The organism is Acidovorax sp. GW823-FHT02H02, assembly GCF_058797075.1.
In genome coordinates, this window is the sequence record NZ_JBXAJH010000017.1 from 17,727 (window position 1) to 34,626 (window position 16,900).

Annotated in this window: 14 protein-coding genes and 1 tRNA gene; 9 read left to right on the plus strand and 6 right to left on the minus strand. The window is 66.5% G+C overall.

Annotated features, from left to right (window positions below; all coding sequences use genetic code 11):
- From AC1RDS_RS16900 to pstS, 7 genes are all read left to right on the plus strand, one after another.
- Window positions 1–669, plus strand: a complete 669-nt coding sequence (locus AC1RDS_RS16900; RefSeq protein WP_092699194.1) for a site-2 protease family protein — start codon at window positions 1–3, stop codon at window positions 667–669.
- A gap of 29 nt (window positions 670–698) precedes the next feature.
- Window positions 699–1,994: a tryptophan--tRNA ligase gene (locus AC1RDS_RS16905; protein WP_092699192.1), complete on the plus strand. Its 1,296-nt coding sequence runs from the start codon at window positions 699–701 to the stop codon at window positions 1,992–1,994.
- A 67-nt stretch (window positions 1,995–2,061) separates the two neighbouring features.
- On the plus strand, window positions 2,062–3,084 hold the full coding sequence (locus AC1RDS_RS16910) for a formylglycine-generating enzyme family protein (RefSeq protein WP_092699190.1): 1,023 nt from the start codon (window positions 2,062–2,064) through the stop codon (window positions 3,082–3,084).
- Between the two features lie 57 nt (window positions 3,085–3,141).
- Window positions 3,142–3,585: an acyl-CoA thioesterase gene (locus AC1RDS_RS16915; RefSeq protein ID WP_092699224.1), complete on the plus strand. Its 444-nt coding sequence runs from the start codon at window positions 3,142–3,144 to the stop codon at window positions 3,583–3,585.
- A 90-nt stretch (window positions 3,586–3,675) separates the two neighbouring features.
- A complete protein-coding gene (locus AC1RDS_RS16920) occupies window positions 3,676–5,625 on the plus strand; it encodes a phosphate transport regulator (protein WP_348683029.1) in 1,950 nt (649 codons plus the stop codon).
- Window positions 5,622–7,253, plus strand: coding sequence for a PEP/pyruvate-binding domain-containing protein (locus AC1RDS_RS16925; protein WP_092699186.1), 1,632 nt, complete (start codon window positions 5,622–5,624; stop codon window positions 7,251–7,253). The genes AC1RDS_RS16920 and AC1RDS_RS16925 overlap by 4 nt, the downstream gene beginning before the upstream one ends.
- 168 nt (window positions 7,254–7,421) lie before the next feature.
- On the plus strand, window positions 7,422–8,612 hold the full coding sequence (pstS, locus tag AC1RDS_RS16930; RefSeq protein ID WP_244273689.1) for a phosphate ABC transporter substrate-binding protein PstS: 1,191 nt from the start codon (window positions 7,422–7,424) through the stop codon (window positions 8,610–8,612).
- Window positions 8,613–8,860: 248 nt separating this feature from the next.
- Here pstS and AC1RDS_RS16935 read toward each other — a convergent pair.
- The 5 genes from AC1RDS_RS16935 to AC1RDS_RS16955 all read right to left on the minus strand — a co-directional run bounded on the left by AC1RDS_RS16935 (window position 8,861) and on the right by AC1RDS_RS16955 (window position 13,001).
- A tRNA-Ser gene (locus tag AC1RDS_RS16935) sits at window positions 8,861–8,950 on the minus strand.
- Between the two features lie 33 nt (window positions 8,951–8,983).
- Window positions 8,984–10,300: a serine--tRNA ligase gene (gene serS / locus AC1RDS_RS16940; protein WP_092699182.1), complete on the minus strand. Its 1,317-nt coding sequence runs from the start codon at window positions 10,298–10,300 to the stop codon at window positions 8,984–8,986.
- 33 nt (window positions 10,301–10,333) lie between these two features.
- Window positions 10,334–11,275, minus strand: coding sequence for a threonine/serine dehydratase (locus tag AC1RDS_RS16945; protein WP_287879510.1), 942 nt, complete (start codon window positions 11,273–11,275; stop codon window positions 10,334–10,336).
- Window positions 11,276–11,537: 262 nt separating this feature from the next.
- A complete protein-coding gene (ispH, locus tag AC1RDS_RS16950; protein ID WP_092699178.1) occupies window positions 11,538–12,533 on the minus strand; it encodes a 4-hydroxy-3-methylbut-2-enyl diphosphate reductase in 996 nt (331 codons plus the stop codon).
- Window positions 12,534–12,536: 3 nt separating this feature from the next.
- Window positions 12,537–13,001 (minus strand): FKBP-type peptidyl-prolyl cis-trans isomerase, encoded by a 465-nt coding sequence (locus AC1RDS_RS16955; RefSeq protein WP_287879514.1) that lies wholly within the window; start codon window positions 12,999–13,001, stop codon window positions 12,537–12,539.
- 97 nt (window positions 13,002–13,098) lie between these two features.
- On the opposite strand from AC1RDS_RS16955, the gene radC reads away from it, so the two are divergent.
- The gene (gene radC, locus AC1RDS_RS16960; RefSeq protein ID WP_092699174.1) at window positions 13,099–13,812 is read left to right on the plus strand and encodes a RadC family protein; all 714 of its coding nucleotides are present in this window, start codon (window positions 13,099–13,101) and stop codon (window positions 13,810–13,812) included.
- A gap of 50 nt (window positions 13,813–13,862) precedes the next feature.
- On the plus strand, window positions 13,863–14,513 hold the full coding sequence (locus tag AC1RDS_RS16965) for a Smr/MutS family protein (RefSeq protein ID WP_092699222.1): 651 nt from the start codon (window positions 13,863–13,865) through the stop codon (window positions 14,511–14,513).
- A gap of 154 nt (window positions 14,514–14,667) precedes the next feature.
- Here AC1RDS_RS16965 and AC1RDS_RS16970 read toward each other — a convergent pair whose 3' ends face one another.
- Complete coding sequence (locus tag AC1RDS_RS16970) at window positions 14,668–16,728, minus strand: bifunctional 2',3'-cyclic-nucleotide 2'-phosphodiesterase/3'-nucleotidase (RefSeq protein WP_092699172.1); 2,061 nt, start codon at window positions 16,726–16,728, stop codon at window positions 14,668–14,670.
- Between the last annotated feature and the right edge of the window lie 172 nt (window positions 16,729–16,900).

Consider the following 16,900-nt stretch of genomic DNA (forward strand, 5'->3'; position numbering starts at 1 on the left):
GTGGACATCTCCAATCTCATCCAAACCGTTCTGATCTACGCCCTGCCGGTGCTGTTTGCCATCACCGTGCACGAGGCGGCCCATGGCTACGCCGCGCGCCACTTTGGCGACAACACCGCGTACATGATGGGGCGCATCACCCTCAACCCGCTCAAGCACATCGACCCGGTCGGCACCATCCTGATGCCGCTGCTGCTGTACTTCGCCACCTCGGGCGCCTTCCTGTTCGGCTATGCCAAACCGGTGCCGGTGAATTTCGGCAACCTGCGCAACCCCAAGCGCCACATGGTGTGGGTGGCCCTGGCGGGGCCGGCCTCCAACTTCATCCAGGCCGTGCTGTGGGCCATTTTGCTGGTGACCCTGGTGGGCACGGGCGTGGACGAGCGCTTCTTCGTCGAGATGGCGCGCGCCGGCGTGCTGGTCAACCTGGTGATGTGGGCGTTCAACCTGTTTCCGCTGCCTCCGCTCGATGGCGGGCGCATTCTGGTAGGCCTGCTGCCATGGAAGCAGGCGCACATGGTGTCGCGCATCGAGCCCTGGGGCTTCTTCATCGTGATGGGCCTGGTGATCGCCGGCGTGGTGGGCGCGCTGTGGCTGCGCCCGCTGATGTCGCTGGGCTACAGCGCCATCAACCTGCTGCTCACACCCCTCACGGCGCTCCTGCGCTGACCCCCTCACTCTTTCTGCGGCTTCGTTTCATGAGCACCACCCGCTTTCTCACCGGCATCACCACCACGGGCACGCCCCACCTGGGCAACTACGTGGGCTCCATCCGCCCCTCGGTGGCGGCCAGCCGCACGCCCGGCGTGCAAAGTTTCTACTTCCTGGCCGACTACCACGCACTCATCAAGTGCGAGGACCCGGCCCGCATCCAGCGCTCCACGCTGGAAATCGCCGCCAGCTGGCTGGCCGCGGGGCTGGACCCCGAGCGGGTCACGTTCTACCGCCAGTCCGACATTCCCGAGACCACCGAGCTGACCTGGCTGCTCACCTGCGTCACCGGCAAGGGCCTGCTCAACCGCGCCCACGCCTACAAGGCGGCGCAGGACAAGAACGCCGCCGCCGGCCGCGAGCCCGACGATGGCGTGACCGCGGGCCTGTTCATGTACCCGGTGCTGATGGGAGCCGACATCCTGATCTTCAACGCCCACAAGGTACCCGTGGGCCGCGACCAGATCCAGCACATCGAGATGGCGCGCGACATGGCGGCCAGCTTCAACCACCTGTATGGCGAGCATTTCACGCTGCCCGAAGCGGCGATCGACGAGCATGTGGCCACGCTGCCGGGACTCGATGGCCGCAAGATGAGCAAGAGCTACGACAACACGATCCCGCTGTTCTCCTCGCGCGAGCAACTGCGCAAGCTGATTGGCGGCATCCTGACCGACTCGCGCGCGCCCGGCGAGCCCAAGGAGGTCGAGGGCTCGGCCCTGTTCCAGATCTACCAGGCCTTTGCCACGCCCGCCGAAACCGAGGCGCTGCGCAAGCACTATGCCGAGGGCATTGCCTGGGGCGATGCCAAGCAGATGCTGTTCGAGCGCATCGACCGCGACGTGGCCCCCCTGCGCGCGCGCTACGAGGACCTGATCGCCCACCCCGAGAAGATCGAGCAGACCCTGCTGGCGGGAGCCGAGCGCGCGCGCCAGATCGCCACGCCCTTTGTGCGCACGCTGCGCGCTGCCGTGGGCCTGCGCAGCCTGGCCCAGGGTGCCACGGCCCCCAAGGCCGCCAAGGCCAGCAAGGCCGCCCTGCCGAGCTTCAAGCAATACCGCGAAGCCGACGGCCAGTTCTACTTCAAGTTCGTGGCTGCCGACGGCCGCCTGCTGCTGCAAAGCACGGGCTTTGCAGCACCCAAGGACGCAGGCCAGGCCATCGCCCGGCTGCAGCAGCAGGGTGAAGGCGCCCTGTCCGGCCAGCTGGCCCCCGTGGAAGGCGTGCTGCCACAGGACGTGGCCGCGGCCCTGCAGCAACTGGCCGAGGCCGCCAACAGCTGATGGGCAGCACCAAATGCTATTGTTTATATAGCAATTAGCGCCTGATAAATAAGCACTGGAGGCCAGAATGAATGACAAGCTTGCCCTCCTGCTGCTTTGTGCGCTGGCGCCCGTGGCTGGCGCGCTGGCGGCGCCACCCAAGGCGCCTGGCCCCCAGGTCTGGACCAACACGCTCGGCATGGCCTTCGTGAAGGTGCCGGCCGGCAGCTTTTGGATGGGCAGCGATGAAGCCCCCGAAACGCTGGCCGAGGCCTTCCCCCAACTGGAGCGCAAGCGGTTCACCGAGATCACCGACGAAGGCCCGGCGCACCGCGTGCGCATCGGCCGCGCTTTTTATATGGGGCAGCATGAAGTCACCGTGGGGCAGTTTCGGCGCTTCATCGAGGCCTCGGGCTACCGCCCGGAATCAGAGGCCGATGGCACGGGTGGCTATGGCTACAACCTCGATTACGACCCCGCCACCACCACCCGCGGCGATGCCTTCGAAGGGCGCGATACGCGCTACTCCTGGCGCAACCCCGGTTTTCCCCAGGATGACGACCACCCCGTCGTCAACGTGACCTGGAACGACGCCCAGGCGCTGGCTGCCTGGCTCAGCCGCACCGAAGACCAGCGCTACCGCCTGCCCACCGAAGCCGAATGGGAATACGCCTGCCGCGCCGGCACCCGCACCCGCTACCCGCACGGCGATGCACCCAAGGGGCTGGAGCGCGCGGCCAATGTCTTCGACCAGGCCGCCGCACCCTATTGGCCGCGCTGGCAGCAGCACGCACTGGCCGGCAGCGACGGCTACGCCTTCACGGCACCCGCAGGCCGCCTGGCCCCCAACGCGTTCGGGCTGCACGACATGCTGGGCAATGCCTGGGAGTGGGTGGCGGACTGGCATGGCGACCACTACTACGCCCAGTCCCCCCGCACCGACCCGCGAGGCCCCGCCGATGGCAGCGTGCGGGTGCGCCGGGGCGGCTCATGGCACACCTGGGCGTTCTATGCCCGCTGCGGCTACCGCAACTGGAACAGCCCCGACACGCGCTACACGCTGGTGGGCATGCGCCTGGTGCGCGAAATCGGGCGGCCCCGAGCGCGTTGATGCGAATGGATGTCTGCGCTGTTCTGCCCGCCGCCGACGCAGGCGACAATGGCCCGCATGCCATGGGACTATCCACAACCGTTCACGCAGGCCGCTGCGCCGCAGGCGCACGACATTGACGGCCTGAACCACACCAACAATGCCGTCTATGTGCAGTGGTGCGAAAAAACCGCCTGGGCGCACTCGCAGGCCCTGGGGCTGGACCTTGCCGACTACCACCGCCTGGACCGCGCCATGGCCATCCGCCGCAGCACCTACGACTACCAGCTGCCCTCGGTGCTGGGCGACGCGCTCACCCTGGGCACCTGGCTGACGGCCAGCGACGGCAAGCTGACCATGGAGCGGCGCTTCCAGCTCATCCGCAACCGCGATCAGGCCACCATCTTGCGGGGCCACTGGGAGCTGGTGTGCATCGATCTGGGCAGCGGCAAACCGCGGCGCATGCCCGAGGAGTTTTGCCGCATCTACCTGCCCGCCCTGGCTGCACCAGCCGCCCGCTGAGCAGCGCAGGGGCCCCGCCACTGCCGGCGGTGTCATCACCGTGCCATCCGCACGGGCGCTAATCCCCTTGAACTTGCGGAGACTCTACCGATGCTCAAGGAAAAAGCGGTGGCATCCCTGGGGCAGCCCTCGCTGCTGATGCCCGCGTGGATCCAATCCGCCCTGGCGGCCAATGACCGGCTCAAGCTGTACCTGACCCTGCTGCAATCGGCAGCGCAGCACGCATCCACGCCCGATGCGCCGGCAGGGCAATGGGAAAAAAGCCTTGCGCGCACAGAACTGCAGGACGCGCCCTGGGCCCTGGAGCTGGTGGGCGGCGCCTATTGCGACGACGATCTGCTGATCCTGCCGCACCTGGAGAACCTGCTGGAGGCGCTGTCGAACGACCTGACCACCATGGCCCGCCCCCTGTGCGACACCGGGCAGCCCAGCGCCGCGGCGCTGACCGTGCGGCGCGACCACTGGCTGCAGCAACTGCACGCCCTGGCCGACGATGAGGGCTTGCGCCATGCCGCCCTGACCGAACTCACCCACGGAGATCGCCAACGGGGCGACAGCCTGCACCTGCTGGTGATGGACCTGCACAGGCAGATCAATGCGCTGTCGAACGAACTCGCCACCGAAGACATCGATGGCGCCCACGCCTGGCAGGTGCAGGACGACGACCGGCCGCTGATCCGCGCCTTCATGCGCGGACTGCACCGTACGGCCGCCCTGAAGTTCTCGCACCCCGGGCTGGACACCGCCGTGACGCGCGACGGCAAGCGGCTGCTGATCCAGAACGATATCGGCACCAACGACGTGCATGTGCTGGTGATCGAGGTGCAGGACAGCACCATCTCGCTCACCTATTCCGACCTGCACCCAGGCCGCTTCGGCTTTTTCCGGCAGATGCTCGAAGACATGGGGTTTGGGTGGCAGGTGTTCGACCCCCGGGTCTCCGAAGGGCTCAACGCCGGCAAGCCCTACCTGGTGGGCCAGGCCCGCCTGGAGGCGCAGGACAGCGCCCAGCTGCAAACCGGGCTGGACAACGTGGCTTCGCGCATCGTCTTCGTGATCGACTGGAACCGGGCGCGCAAGCGCCTGCAGCATTTCGTGAACAAGCCCCGGGCGCAGCAGCTGCTCGCGCAGGCAGCGCGCAGCGACTGGGGCCACATGGCCTGGCTGCAGGCCGGGGCCGAGCGCCTGGTCTATAACGCCATGCAGGCCGTGGACAGCGAAGCCTTCCACGTCGGCGACCGGCTCGATGACGTGCTGGGTGAAGCCGCCGCCAGCGCCTACCTGCTGGAGCTGCTGCGCATTTCCAGCATGCTGCTGCGCCAGCAGCAGCCCGTGTCGCTGGTGGCCGATGAAGCCCGTCTGCTGCTGGCCCGCGTGCTGCGCCAGCGCACCTTCGAATTCGACCTGCTGGCCGAGCACGCCGCCTTCACGCACGCGCTGGCCGAGGGCCTGTGCGATGCCCTGGAAAACCCCGGCGATGCCGCCCAGACCCAGGCCCAGGTGCTGCGCGCAAAAAACTGGGAACGCCAGGCCGACCACCTGCTCATGGACGCCCGCCAGCGGGCCGAGCGCCGGCCCCGCTGGCTGCCGGTGGTGGACTGCCTGGCCCAGGCCGATGATGTGGCCGATGCGCTGGAAGAAGCCACCTTCATGCACTCGCTCACCCTCATCCATCCGGCGCCAGGCCTGCCCGCCGAAGTGCGCGCCGCACTGTGCCAGCTGGCGGCCACCACGCTGTCGGCCATCCAGGATCTGGTCAAGGCCATCGAAATCGCCCGCCAGGTCAGCCAGCGGGCCGACGGACCCGACAGCGAACTGTTCCTGCAGACGCTGTGGCGCATGCTGCGCGCCGAACGCCAGTGCGACGATCTGTTTCGCCAGGCCCGCACCACCATGGTCAAGAGCCTGCGCAGTGCCCCGGTGGACCTGATGCTGGCCAACGACCTGGCCGCCACGCTCGAAAAAGCCACCGACAAGCTGCTGCGGGTGGGCTACGCACTGCGCCAGATGGTGTTCAACAAAACCGGAATGTCGGCATGAAATCCAGCTCCAGTCTGCCAAAGCATCTGTACCTCATCGCACAGCCGGCCAGCCCGAACCTGCACAAGCCCTCGCCGGAAACCATGGGCTCCAAGGGTTTCAATCTGCACCGCATGACCCAGGCCGGGCTGAACGTGCCCGTGGCGCTGGTGATTGGCACGCACTACACCCACGCCCCGCAGGACTGCTTTCTGCCGGTGTTCTCCGTGGGCCTGCACGCGCTCGAAGAGAGCACCGGCCTGCTGTTTGGCGACGAGCGCAACCCGCTGATCCTGTCGGTGCGCTCGGGCGCACCGGTATCGATGCCGGGCATGCTCGAAACCCTGCTCAACATCGGCCTGAACGACCACACCCTGCCCGGCCTGGTGCGCCAGACCGGCAACCCCCGCATGGTCTGGGATGCCTACCGGCGCCTGGTGGCCAGCTACGGCGAGGTGGTGCAGGGACTGCCGGCCGCGCTTTTTGAAACCGAGATCGAACGCGTCACCCAGGGCCAGGACGAGCGGCTGCTCGACTTCAGCCAGCTGCGCCAGCTCACACGCAGCTTTCTCGCCCTTTATGAAACCCATGCCGGCCGGGCCTTTCCGCAGGACGCGCGGGAACAGCTCTCCGGCGCCATCGGGGCGGTGTTTGCCTCGTGGAATGCCGACAAGGCGGTGGCATACCGGCGCATCCACCAGATCGACCATGGCATGGGCACCGCCGTGATCCTGCAGCGCATGGTGTTCGGCAACACCGGCGGGCATTCTGGCGCCGGCGTGGGCTTCACGCGCGACCCCAGCACCGGAGAAAACCGCCTGTGGGTGGACTTTCTGGCCAATGCGCAAGGCGAAGACGTGGTTTCGGGCCGGCGCAACGCGCACGGCCACGCCACCCTGGCTGCCGTGGCGCCCGATGCCTGGCAGCAGCTGCAGGCCTCGGCCCAGGCACTGGAGCAGCATTTCAAGGACATGCAGGATTTCGAGTTCACCGTGCAGGACAGCGTGCTGCACCTGCTGCAAACGCGCGCGGGCAAGCGCACGCCGCTGGCCACCGTGCGCATTGCCCTGGACCTGCTGGACGAAGGCCTGATCGACAGCACCGAGGCCTTGCGCCGCACCGAATCCATTCACGAAGACGCGCTGGGCACCGTGCGCATGGTTGCCAGCGACGACACCGACAGCACGCCAACGCCCCTGGCCCTGGCCAACCCGGCCTGTTCTGGCGTGGTGTCGGGTGCCGTTGCGCTGGATGCGCAGGCGGTCGAACGCCTGGTGCAGCGCGGCGTGCCGGCCATCCTGGTCCGCCAGGACGCCGAAACCAGCGACATTGCCGCCATGCAGGGCACGCAGGGCCTGCTGACCCAGCGCGGCGCCCGCACATCGCACGCCGCCGTGGTGGCCCGGCAGATGGGAAAAACCTGCCTGGTCGGCTGCACAGCATTGCACATCAACGAAGCAGCGCGCACCCTGCACCTGGGCACCCAGACTCTGAACGAGAACGACATGATCACGCTGGACGGCAACGACGGTGCCATCTATGCAGGCCAGGCGACCAGCGCCCTGGTGCCCGACACCGCGCTGCGCGCGCGGCTGTCAGAACTGCGCAGCCAGCACGCGGGCAAGAAAGCACGCCGCCCGCAGCACTGATGGCGGCAGGCTGACGACCGCAGGCGCACCCCTCGCTGCACTGCGCCGCGATGGGCGCTGGAAACCATCTGCAGCCCCCTTGTTTCCCGGTCTCACCGGGGGAAACAGGGCGTCTGCTACGATTCGTTTGCTGGTCATTCTCATGATCAGGAATTTCAATGCCCCTCCATGCCCGCATGGCATTCCACTGCACAAGATGCAGCTGGCCTCGCATTGAAAACTGCCCCCTTCGGCTTCCGCAAAAAACTCTCTGGGTTGATTCCACTTCAATCGCAGAGAAAACCCAACGTCATGACTCGCATTTTTTTCGCATTGGTTTGTATTTTTTCCACCCTGGGTTCCATGGGTGCCATGGCCCAAAGCATTACCGGTGCCGGCTCTTCGGCCGCCGCACCCATTTACCGCAGCTGGGCCAAGGCATACAACCGTTCGACGGGGGCCATCGTTGAATACGATCCCGTGGGCTCCTCGGGCGGCATCAAGAAGATTCGCCAGAACGAGGTGGGATTCGGAGCATCGGATGTGGCGCCTTCCACCAAGGAACTCACCGAGGGTGGTCTGGTCACCTTCCCGGTGGCCATCACCGGAATATCGCCCGTATTCCACCTGGCCAAAATAGCCGACGGCCAATTGCGCCTGTCTGGCGAGGTATTGAGCCGCATTTTCATGGGCGAAATCAGCCGATGGAATGCACCAGAAATCACCGCCCTCAATCCCGGCCTGGCCCTGCCCAATGAGGCCATCAAGGTCATCGTGCGCTCGGACGGCTCCGGCACCACCTACAACTTTACGGATTATCTCGGCAAGGTGTCTGCCAAATGGAAGAGTGCCTACGGCGCCAAAACAAGCATCCAATGGCCCGAAGGCTTTATCGGGGCCAAGGGCAGCGATGGCGTTGCCAAGGCACTCCAGGAAAATCCGGGCTCCATTGCCTATATCGACCACGGTTATGTGAAGGAATATGGACTGGCCGCTGCCCAGATGAGAAATGCACAAGGCGAATTTGTCCACCCCTCGGTCAGCTCATTCAAGGCCGCACTGGCCAACAGTGAATGGGCCACCTCCGGCTCCTTCTCGGAAACGCTGACCCAAAAGCCCGGAAAAGGCTCCTGGCCCATCACCATGGGTACTTTCGTTGTCGTCCCCAAGGTAGCGAGCAACCCCGGGCAAACATTGGCAGCGCTCAAGTTCTTTGCCTGGGCATTCCTCAATGGCGATACGCTGGTGCAGGAAAACAATTTCGTCCGCCTGCCAGACCGCGTGCAGGCGGCGGCCTTCAAGGCCATTACGTCCGTCAAGGACAAGTCGGGCGCTCCCATTGGCATGGCCCTTATCTCCTCGCTGCTGGGCGGCAAATAAAACAGCGGTACGGAGAGCCCCCTGACCAGGCCGGTCCGATAAGTGACCGGTGGCGGCGCTCCCGGCGCTGCCGCAATGGCGGCCCTGCTGCCCCCCACCTTCGTGGCGTTGTAGGGCGCATCCTCCGCGAATTCCGGTGGCGTCCCCATGGACAGAATCAGCGGCCAGACCTGCCCGCTACATGCCAGGACACCAGAAAGCAAAAAAGGTTTGCTGCTATTTTCATAGCAACAAACCCTTGTGCATACTGGCGGAGAGGGTGGGATTCGAACCCACGGTAGTGTTGCCACTACGCCTGATTTCGAGTCAGGTACATTCGACCACTCTGCCACCTCTCCTGTGTGTCGAAGCCTGCGAGTATAGCAAGGTTTTCAGGGAGTGAGCACGGCCATGCCGCCCAGATAGGGGCGCAGCACCTCGGGCACCACCACGCTGCCATCGGCCTGCTGGTAGTTCTCCAGCACGGCCACCAGGGTGCGGCCCACGGCCAGGCCCGAGCCGTTGAGGGTGTGCAGCAGCTCGTTCTTGCCTTGTGCGTTCTTGAAGCGGGCCTGCAGGCGGCGGGCCTGGAAGGCTTCGCAGTTGCTCACCGAGCTGATCTCGCGGTAGGTGTTCTGCGCGGGCAGCCACACTTCCAGGTCGTAGGTCTTGGCGGCGCCAAAGCCCATGTCGCCGGTGCACAGGCTCATCACGCGGTAGGGCAGGCCCAGCTTCTGCAGCACGGCTTCTGCGTGGCGGGTCATTTCTTCCAGCGCTTCGTAGCTCTTGTCGGGGTGCACGATCTGCACCATCTCGACCTTGTCGAACTGGTGCTGGCGGATCATGCCGCGCGTGTCGCGGCCGTAGCTGCCGGCTTCGGAGCGAAAGCACGGCGTGTGGGCGGTGAGCTTGATGGGCAGCTCGGTTTCGGCCACCACCACATCGCGCACAAAGTTGGTCAGCGGCACTTCGCTGGTGGGGATGAGGTACAGGGCCGCGTTGTCGGGCACGGGCTCGCCGTCCTGGCCGCCCTTCTTGGCGGCGAACAGGTCGCCCTCGAACTTGGGCAACTGGCCGGTGCCCTTGAGCGAATCGGCATTCACGGCGTAGGGCACATAGCACTCGGTGTAGCCGTGCTCCTGCGTCTGCACGTCCAGCATGAACTGGCTGAGTGCGCGGTGCAGGCGGGCAATGGGGCCCTTCATCACGGTGAAGCGCGAGCCCGAGAGCTTGACGCCCATGTCGAAGTCCAGGCCCAGCGGAGTGCCCACGTCCACATGGTCCTTCACGTCGAAGGCGAAAGTGGCGGGAGTGCCCCAGCGGCGCACTTCCACATTGCCGGCCTCATCGCTGCCCACGGGAACCGATGCGTGCGGCAGGTTGGGTACGGCCGCCAGCATGGCCTGCAGCTCGGCCTGGATCTGGTCCAGGCGGGCGGCGGATTGTTCCAGTTCTGCCTTGCCCGCAGCCACCTGGGCCTTGACGGCTTCGGCGCCGTCCTTGTCACCCCGGCTCATCAGCATGCCGACCTGCTTGGACAGCTGGTTGCGCTGGGCCTGCAGCTCTTCGGTGCGGGTCTGCAGCGTCTTGCGCTCGGCTTCCAGAGCCTGGAAAGCGGAAACGTCCAGGAAGGCCTGGGGCTTTTTGCGGGTTTCCAGGCGCGCGATGGCGGTGTCGAGGTCTTTGCGGAGGAGAAGGATGTCAAGCATGGGCTGGATTTTAAAGGGGCGGTCGGTGCCGGCTCAGGCAAGCGTTCCAGGGTCGAAGTTGGCGCCGCACAGGATGAGGGCCACCGTTTCCTGCGGCTGGGGCCGGTAGGCGCCGGTCTGCAGCGCCGCCAGGCCCAGCGCGGCAGCGGGCTCCACGGCCAGCTTCAGCTCCTTCCACAGCCAGCGCTGGGCAGCGCGAATCGCGTCGTCGGGCAGCAGCAGCGCATCGTGCACATGCCGCTGGCTCACTTCCCAGCCGATGGCGCCGATGCGGCGGGCACCCAGCGAGTCGGCGGCCACGCCACCCACCTCTACGTCCACCGGCTGGCCCGCGGCACGCGCGGAGTGCAGTGTGGGCGCGCGTTGGGGTTCCAGCGCCACTACATCGGCGCGGCTCTCCACCCACGCAGCCACACCGCCGATCAGGCCGCCGCCGCCCACGCTGACCAGCACGCTGTCGGGCAGACGTCCGGCCTGTTCCTCCATCTCCAGCGCCAGCGTGCCAGCACCCGCCACCACCTCGGGCTGGTCGTAGGCGTGGGCCTGCAGGGCGCCGGTGACCTGCTGGCGGACCACGCAGGCTGCAAACGCCTCGGCATAGGCCGCACCCGTGACGACCACCTCCGCTCCCAGGTCGCGCAGGCGTGCACGCTTGGCCTCGGGCGAGGTCTCGGGGACGAAGACCTCGCAGCGCACGCCCAGTGCCCTGGCGGCAGCGGCCACGGCAATGCCGGCGTTGCCGCCGGATGCGATGATCACGCCGCTCTCGGGCACGGGGTTGGCCAGCAGGCGGTAGAGCATGCCGCGCGCCTTGAAGCTGCCGCCCACCTGCAGGTGTTCCAGTTTCAGCCAGACCTCGCCGCAGCCCACCCCCAGGGATCGACCCGGCACGCGCATCAGCGGCGTGGTGCGCAGAAAATCAGGCTGGGCGGCCAGTTGACGGCGGGCAGCGGCAATGGCGTTGCGGTCGATCATGCAGGAGCTCCGGACGGGCAAAGACAGGCAGTTTAGAGGGTGGTGCAGCGCGAAGCCGGGCAGAGCAGACCCACAAACGGGCGCCCCCAAGCTCTGCGCACGCGCAGCGCGGAAGTGAGCGGCATGCCGCCGCTGGATCTGTGGCGCGGGCCGGCGGTGCCGCTGTAGCAAGCGGGGTGCCGCATTTGAATCAACAAGACCGCCAGCGCATGTCCATCAAACGCAAGAGCTCTCAATCAAGAAGCAATCGCCAAGCAATCACTCAATGCCCCGCCGGCCCCGTCTCGGGCAGGCGCTCGGAAATTTCCAGGCCGGTGGCTGCATCGATCTTGAGGCCCTTGGGCAGCGGGAACTTGATGGTTTCCTCGATGCCCTGCATCTTGCGCACCGACACCGCGCCCAGCGCCTTGATGCGCTCGATCACCTGTTGCACCAGGATTTCGGGGGCCGAGGCACCGGCCGTGAGGCCCACGCGCGCAATGCCGTCGAACCATTCGTGGCGCAGCTCGTCCACGCTGTCCACCATGTAGGCCGTGGTGCCCAGGCGGGCCGCCAGCTCGCGCAGGCGGTTGCTGTTGGAGCTGGTGGGACTGCCCACCACGATCACCAGGTCCACCTGCGGGCTCAGCAGCTTGACGGCGTCCTGCCGGTTCTGCGTGGCATAGCAGATGTCCTGCTGCTTGGGCTCGCGCACCTTGGGAAAGCGCGCACGCACGGCGGCGGTGATCTCGGCGGCGTCGTCCACCGAGAGCGTGGTCTGCGTGACCACGGCCAGCTTGTCGGTCTGCGCGGGCTGTACCAGGGCCACATCGGCCACTTCTTCCACCAGGTGGATGCCATGGTCGAGCTGGCCCATGGTGCCTTCCACCTCGGGGTGGCCCTTGTGGCCGATCATGATGAACTCGTAGCCCTCTTTCGCGAGCTTGGCCACCTCGACATGCACCTTGGTCACCAGCGGGCAGGTGGCGTCAAAAATGCTGAAGCCGCGCGCCTGGGCCTCCTGCTGCACCGCACGGCTCACGCCGTGGGCGCTGAACACCAGCGTGGCACCGGGCGGCACGTCGGACAGCTCTTCGATGAAGATCGCGCCCTTGGCCTTGAGGTCGTTGACCACATAGGTGTTGTGCACGATTTCGTGGCGCACGTAGATGGGGCGACCAAACTTCTGCAGCGCGCGCTCGACGATCTCGATGGCGCGGTCCACGCCGGCGCAAAAGCCGCGCGGCTCGGCCAGCAGGATTTCCTGGGGTTTGTTCATGGTTCAGAGCACGCCGATGATCTGCACTTCAAACGTCACCGGCTGGCCCGCCAGCGGGTGGTTGAAGTCAAACAGCACGGCGCCGTCATCGCGCACCTGCATCACCGCGCCGGCGTAGCTGCCCTGCCCGTCGGGGGTGGGAAACTGCACCACGTCGCCCACGTTATATTTCTCGTCCGGATCGCCCAGCTCGGTCAAAAGCTTGCGCGCCACCCATTGCTGCATGTCGGCATTGCGCTCGCCAAAGGCCTCGCCGGCGGCCAGCTCGAACGTGGCGTGCGTGCCTTCGGGCAGGCCCAGCAGGCGCTGCTCCATGGCAGGCGACAGCTCACCCGTGCCCAGCGACAAGGTGGCGGGCTTGTCCTCGAAAGTATTGATCACATCCCCGGCCGGACCGGCCAGGCGGTAGTGCAGCGTAAGGAAAGAGCCCGGCTGGACGGCGGGAAGGGAGGCGGCAGTAGTGGTCATGAAAGTCCCGATAAACTGCCCCGATTGTAGAAAACCGGGCAAACCCCTACCGGCAGCACCCACCGGTGCACAGCCCCGTACGCACTTTCCTCGCGCCATGCCCCTCAAAGACCTGCCCGCCGACGCCCAGCCCCGCGAAAAACTGCTGGCGCGCGGCCCCGCCGCACTGGCCGATGCCGAGCTGCTGGCCATCTTGCTGCGCACCGGCATCGTGGGCAAGGGCGTGCTGCAGATGGCGCAGGAGCTGCTAGATCCACCCGGCATGGACCCGGCCACGGGCGGCATCACCGGCGGCTTCGGCGGCATAGCCGGGTTGCTGCACACCAGCGCGGCCGACCTGGAGCGCATCAAGGGCCTGGGCCCCGCCAAGCGCGCCGAGCTGGTGGCTGTGCTCGAACTGGCGCGCCGCGCCCTGGCACAGCAGCTGCGCGAGCGCGAGGTGTTCGACTCGCCCGACGCCGTCAAGCACTACCTGCAGCTGCACCTGGGCGCCAAGGGCCATGAGGTGTTTGGCGTGCTGTTCCTCGACAGCCAGAACCGCCTGCTGGCCATGGAAGAACTCTTCAGGGGCACGCTCACGCAGACCAGCGTGTACCCGCGCGAGGTGGTGCTGCGCGCCCTGCACCACCAGGCCGCCGCCGTGGTGCTGGCGCACAACCACCCCAGCGGCAGCGTGCAGCCCAGCCGCGCCGACGAGGCGCTGACCCAGACCCTCAAGACCACGCTGGCGCTGGTGGACGTGCGCGTGCTCGACCATGTCATCGTGGCGCCGGGCCAGGCCTTGTCGATGGCCGAGAAAGGGCTGGTGTGACGCCACCAGCCAAGGCCCAGCACACCCCGACCCGCCCGCGCCGCCCCAGCCTGCGCCTGCATGACCTGAGCGACCTGGCGGCTGTGGGCCGCCGCCTGCGCGAGGAGCAGCAGCGCGCCGCAGCCGAGGCCCAGGCCCGCCGCGAAGCCGCCGCCCGTCAAGAGGCCGAGCGCACCCTGTTCAGCCGCAGCGTCGGCCGCATCACGCCCCTGCGCCAGCCCAATCTGGCGCAGCTGCAGCCGCTGCAGCCCCCGCCCCTGCCAGTGCAGCACTGGCTGGACGAAGAGCGGGTGCTGCTCGAATCCATCAGCGATGACTTTGATGTGAGCACCTTGCTCGACACCGATGATCAGCTGAGCTTTCGCCGCCCGGGCATCGGGTTGGAGATCACCCGCCGCCTGCGCTCGGGCCACTGGAGCATCCAGCGCCAGCTGGACCTGCACGGCCTGCGCGTGGACGAAGCCCGACAGGCCCTGGGCGATTTCATCCGCCTCGCCCACAAGACAGGCCTGCGCTGCGTGCGCGTGGTGCATGGCAAGGGCCTGGGCTCGCCCGGCAAAAACCCGGTGCTCAAGGGCCGCGTGCAAAGCTGGCTGGTGCAAAAGAAAGAGGTGCTGGCCTTTGTGCAGGCCCGCCCCCTCGACGGCGGCGCAGGGGCGCTGCTGGTGCTGCTGCAGCCTGCGGCTGGGCGCAACGCCTGAAGGACGCAGGCATTCAGGCCAAAAGCGGCTCTACTGCCCGGCCAACAAGCGCAAAAAGCTATTATTTAGATGACAAAAAACACCCCGCAGATGCCCACGGGGTGGCTTGAATGACGCGGCCTGCCCGACCCATGGGGTAAGCAGGCCCGTCTGCTTACTTGGACAAGTCCACCGCGTACTTGGACGTTCCCTTGCCGCTGCCGTCGTCGGCGGCCACCAGGCTCACATTGTTCAGACCTGCGGCCTGTGCCACGGCCAGCGCGTTGGCGCCCGAGCTGAACACCACCGGCCCGGCCACGCTCACCGAGGCAAAGCGCCAGCTCTTGGCTGCGCCGTTGGCGGCGCGGGTCACGGCGGGGTTCTTGCGGATGTAGTCGATCACCACGTCGCGGTTGGCATCGGGCGAGGCCCAGATGGTGCCCGAGCCGTCGAGCTTGTCGCTGAAACTCCTGCCGCTGGTGGCGCGGTAGTTGTTGGTGGCGATCACGAACTCCTGCGCGGGATCGATGGCCTTGCCCAGGTACATGAGGTTCTTGATGCGGCTGCCCCTGGCCTGCGTCACATCAATCTCATACTGCACGTCGGCCGTGGTGAACATGTCGAAGTTGTAGCCCGGGAAGGTGCTGATGAGCGCCTGCTCGGTGGTCTTGGCCGGGTCGATCTGGTTGAAGCGCTGGGCTGCGGCCTCCAGCCAGTTCTTGATGTCGGCGCCGTTCACCTTCACCGCATACACGGTGTTGGGGTACAGGTACAGGTCGGCCGCGTTGTTGATGGCCAGGGGACCCACGGCCACATCGGTGTAATCCGACCCGCCCTGGAAGCCCGACTTGAACGGCGCGCTCACCGACAGCACGGGAAGCTGCGCGTACTGCGGCAGGCTGGCCTGGATGTAGGCCGCCACGTAGGTCTGCTGGGCCTGGTTCACGATCTGGATGGCACCGGGGTCGCCCACGTCGGCAAACAGCGTGCTCATGCGAAAGTCGGTCTGCCCGATGGGCGTCTTCACATACTGGATGGCGGCCTGGTGCTGCGTCTCGATCAGCGGCGCCACGGTGGCATCGGGGTCGACATAAACCGTGGTGCCGGCAGCGTTCTTGCTCTGGATGTTGCGCAGCTCGCTCTTGCTGGCCGCCTTGTTGACGGCCCACTTGGTGCCGTCCCACTGCAGCGACAGCTGGATCACGCCCAGCGCCTTGCCCCAGGAACTGGCCATGACGGCGGGCACGCCATTGATGGTGCCGGCGTTGTTGTCCACCCCAGCCTGGCTATAGGCGGGCTTGGCCGCCGTGTCGGGGAACACGCTGTGCTGGTGGCCCATCACCATGGCATCGATGCCCGCCACCTTCGACAGGTACAGGCCGGGGTTCTCCATGGTGGGCGAGTAGGCCGAGCTGTCCAGCCCGCCGTGCAGCAGAGCCACCACGATGTCGGCGCCCTTGGCGCGCAACTCGGGCACATACTTGCTGGCGGCCTCCACAGCGCCTTCGGTATAGACCTTGCCTTCGAGGTAGCGCTTGTCCCAGTTCATGATGCCGGGGGTGGTGAAGCCGATCACACCCACCTTGATGGGCAGCTTCACTTCCTTGCCATCGGTGCCCTTGGCAATGAGGGAGCGCTCCAGCAGCATGTAGGGCTGCACCAGCGGCTTTTGGGTCTTGCTGCTGTACACATTGGCCAGCGCCATGGGATAGCCGGCGCCCGCGCATTTCTTGCTGGCGTCCACGCCCTCCACGTCCAGCCCACCGCCCAGCACCTGGTTCAGGAAAGGCAGGCCGTAGTTGAACTCGTGGTTGCCCAGCGTGCCCGCATCAAAGCCCAGCGCGCCCATGGCCTTGTACATCGACAGCTGCTGCGTGCAGGGGATGGGGCTGATCGTGGCCTCGTAATCGGCCAGCGCCGTGCCCTGGATGGTGTCGCCGTTGTCCACCAGCAAGGTGTTGGCAAATTCCTTGCGGGCGGCGCGCACCAGCGTGGCGGTGCGCTCAAAACCGTAGGTCTTGTCTTCGGCCAGCTTGAAATAGTCGTAGCTGCGCACATTGAAGTGCAGGTCGGTCGTCTCCAGCACGGCCAGCGTGGCGGTGGCACCAGCATTGGAGGAACCGTCACCGCCGCAGGCGGTCAGGAAGGCCGCCGCGGCGACCACGCCGAGGGTGGCCACACGGCGCGAAATACGGAACGGGTCGCGGAAAGAGGGTTCCAGCATGAAAAGGCCCATGGGTTGAAGAAGGGCCTGAGTGTCTGGACACTGTTTGACAGGGCTGTGACCTGCGCAAACGCAGGCGCCGAAATGCCCCTGCCCCCGGTGCCCGCCAGCGACACCAACGCACTGCTCGGGTCACTGGGCATGCCACGCCAATGGACTGCGGCGGGCGGGCTAGAATACGCGG

Bases quoted from the DNA above. Each gene is read 5' to 3' on its own strand.
- AC1RDS_RS16905 (WP_092699192.1), top strand. From the start codon at position 699: ATGAGCACCACCCGCTTTCTCACCGGCATCACCACCACGGGCACGCCC.
- AC1RDS_RS16955 (WP_287879514.1), bottom strand. From the start codon at position 13,001: ATGACCACTACTGCCGCCTCCCTTCCCGCCGTCCAGCCGGGCTCTTTC.
- AC1RDS_RS16945 (WP_287879510.1), bottom strand. From the start codon at position 11,275: ATGATCGACCGCAACGCCATTGCCGCTGCCCGCCGTCAACTGGCCGCC.
- AC1RDS_RS16970 (WP_092699172.1), bottom strand. From the start codon at position 16,728: ATGGGCCTTTTCATGCTGGAACCCTCTTTCCGCGACCCGTTCCGTATT.
- ispH (WP_092699178.1), bottom strand. From the start codon at position 12,533: ATGAACAAACCCCAGGAAATCCTGCTGGCCGAGCCGCGCGGCTTTTGC.
- radC (WP_092699174.1), top strand. From the start codon at position 13,099: ATGCCCCTCAAAGACCTGCCCGCCGACGCCCAGCCCCGCGAAAAACTG.
- serS (WP_092699182.1), bottom strand. From the start codon at position 10,300: ATGCTTGACATCCTTCTCCTCCGCAAAGACCTCGACACCGCCATCGCG.
- AC1RDS_RS16910 (WP_092699190.1), top strand. From the start codon at position 2,062: ATGAATGACAAGCTTGCCCTCCTGCTGCTTTGTGCGCTGGCGCCCGTG.
- pstS (WP_244273689.1), top strand. From the start codon at position 7,422: ATGCCCGCATGGCATTCCACTGCACAAGATGCAGCTGGCCTCGCATTG.
- AC1RDS_RS16915 (WP_092699224.1), top strand. From the start codon at position 3,142: ATGCCATGGGACTATCCACAACCGTTCACGCAGGCCGCTGCGCCGCAG.
- AC1RDS_RS16920 (WP_348683029.1), top strand. From the start codon at position 3,676: ATGCTCAAGGAAAAAGCGGTGGCATCCCTGGGGCAGCCCTCGCTGCTG.
- AC1RDS_RS16925 (WP_092699186.1), top strand. From the start codon at position 5,622: ATGAAATCCAGCTCCAGTCTGCCAAAGCATCTGTACCTCATCGCACAG.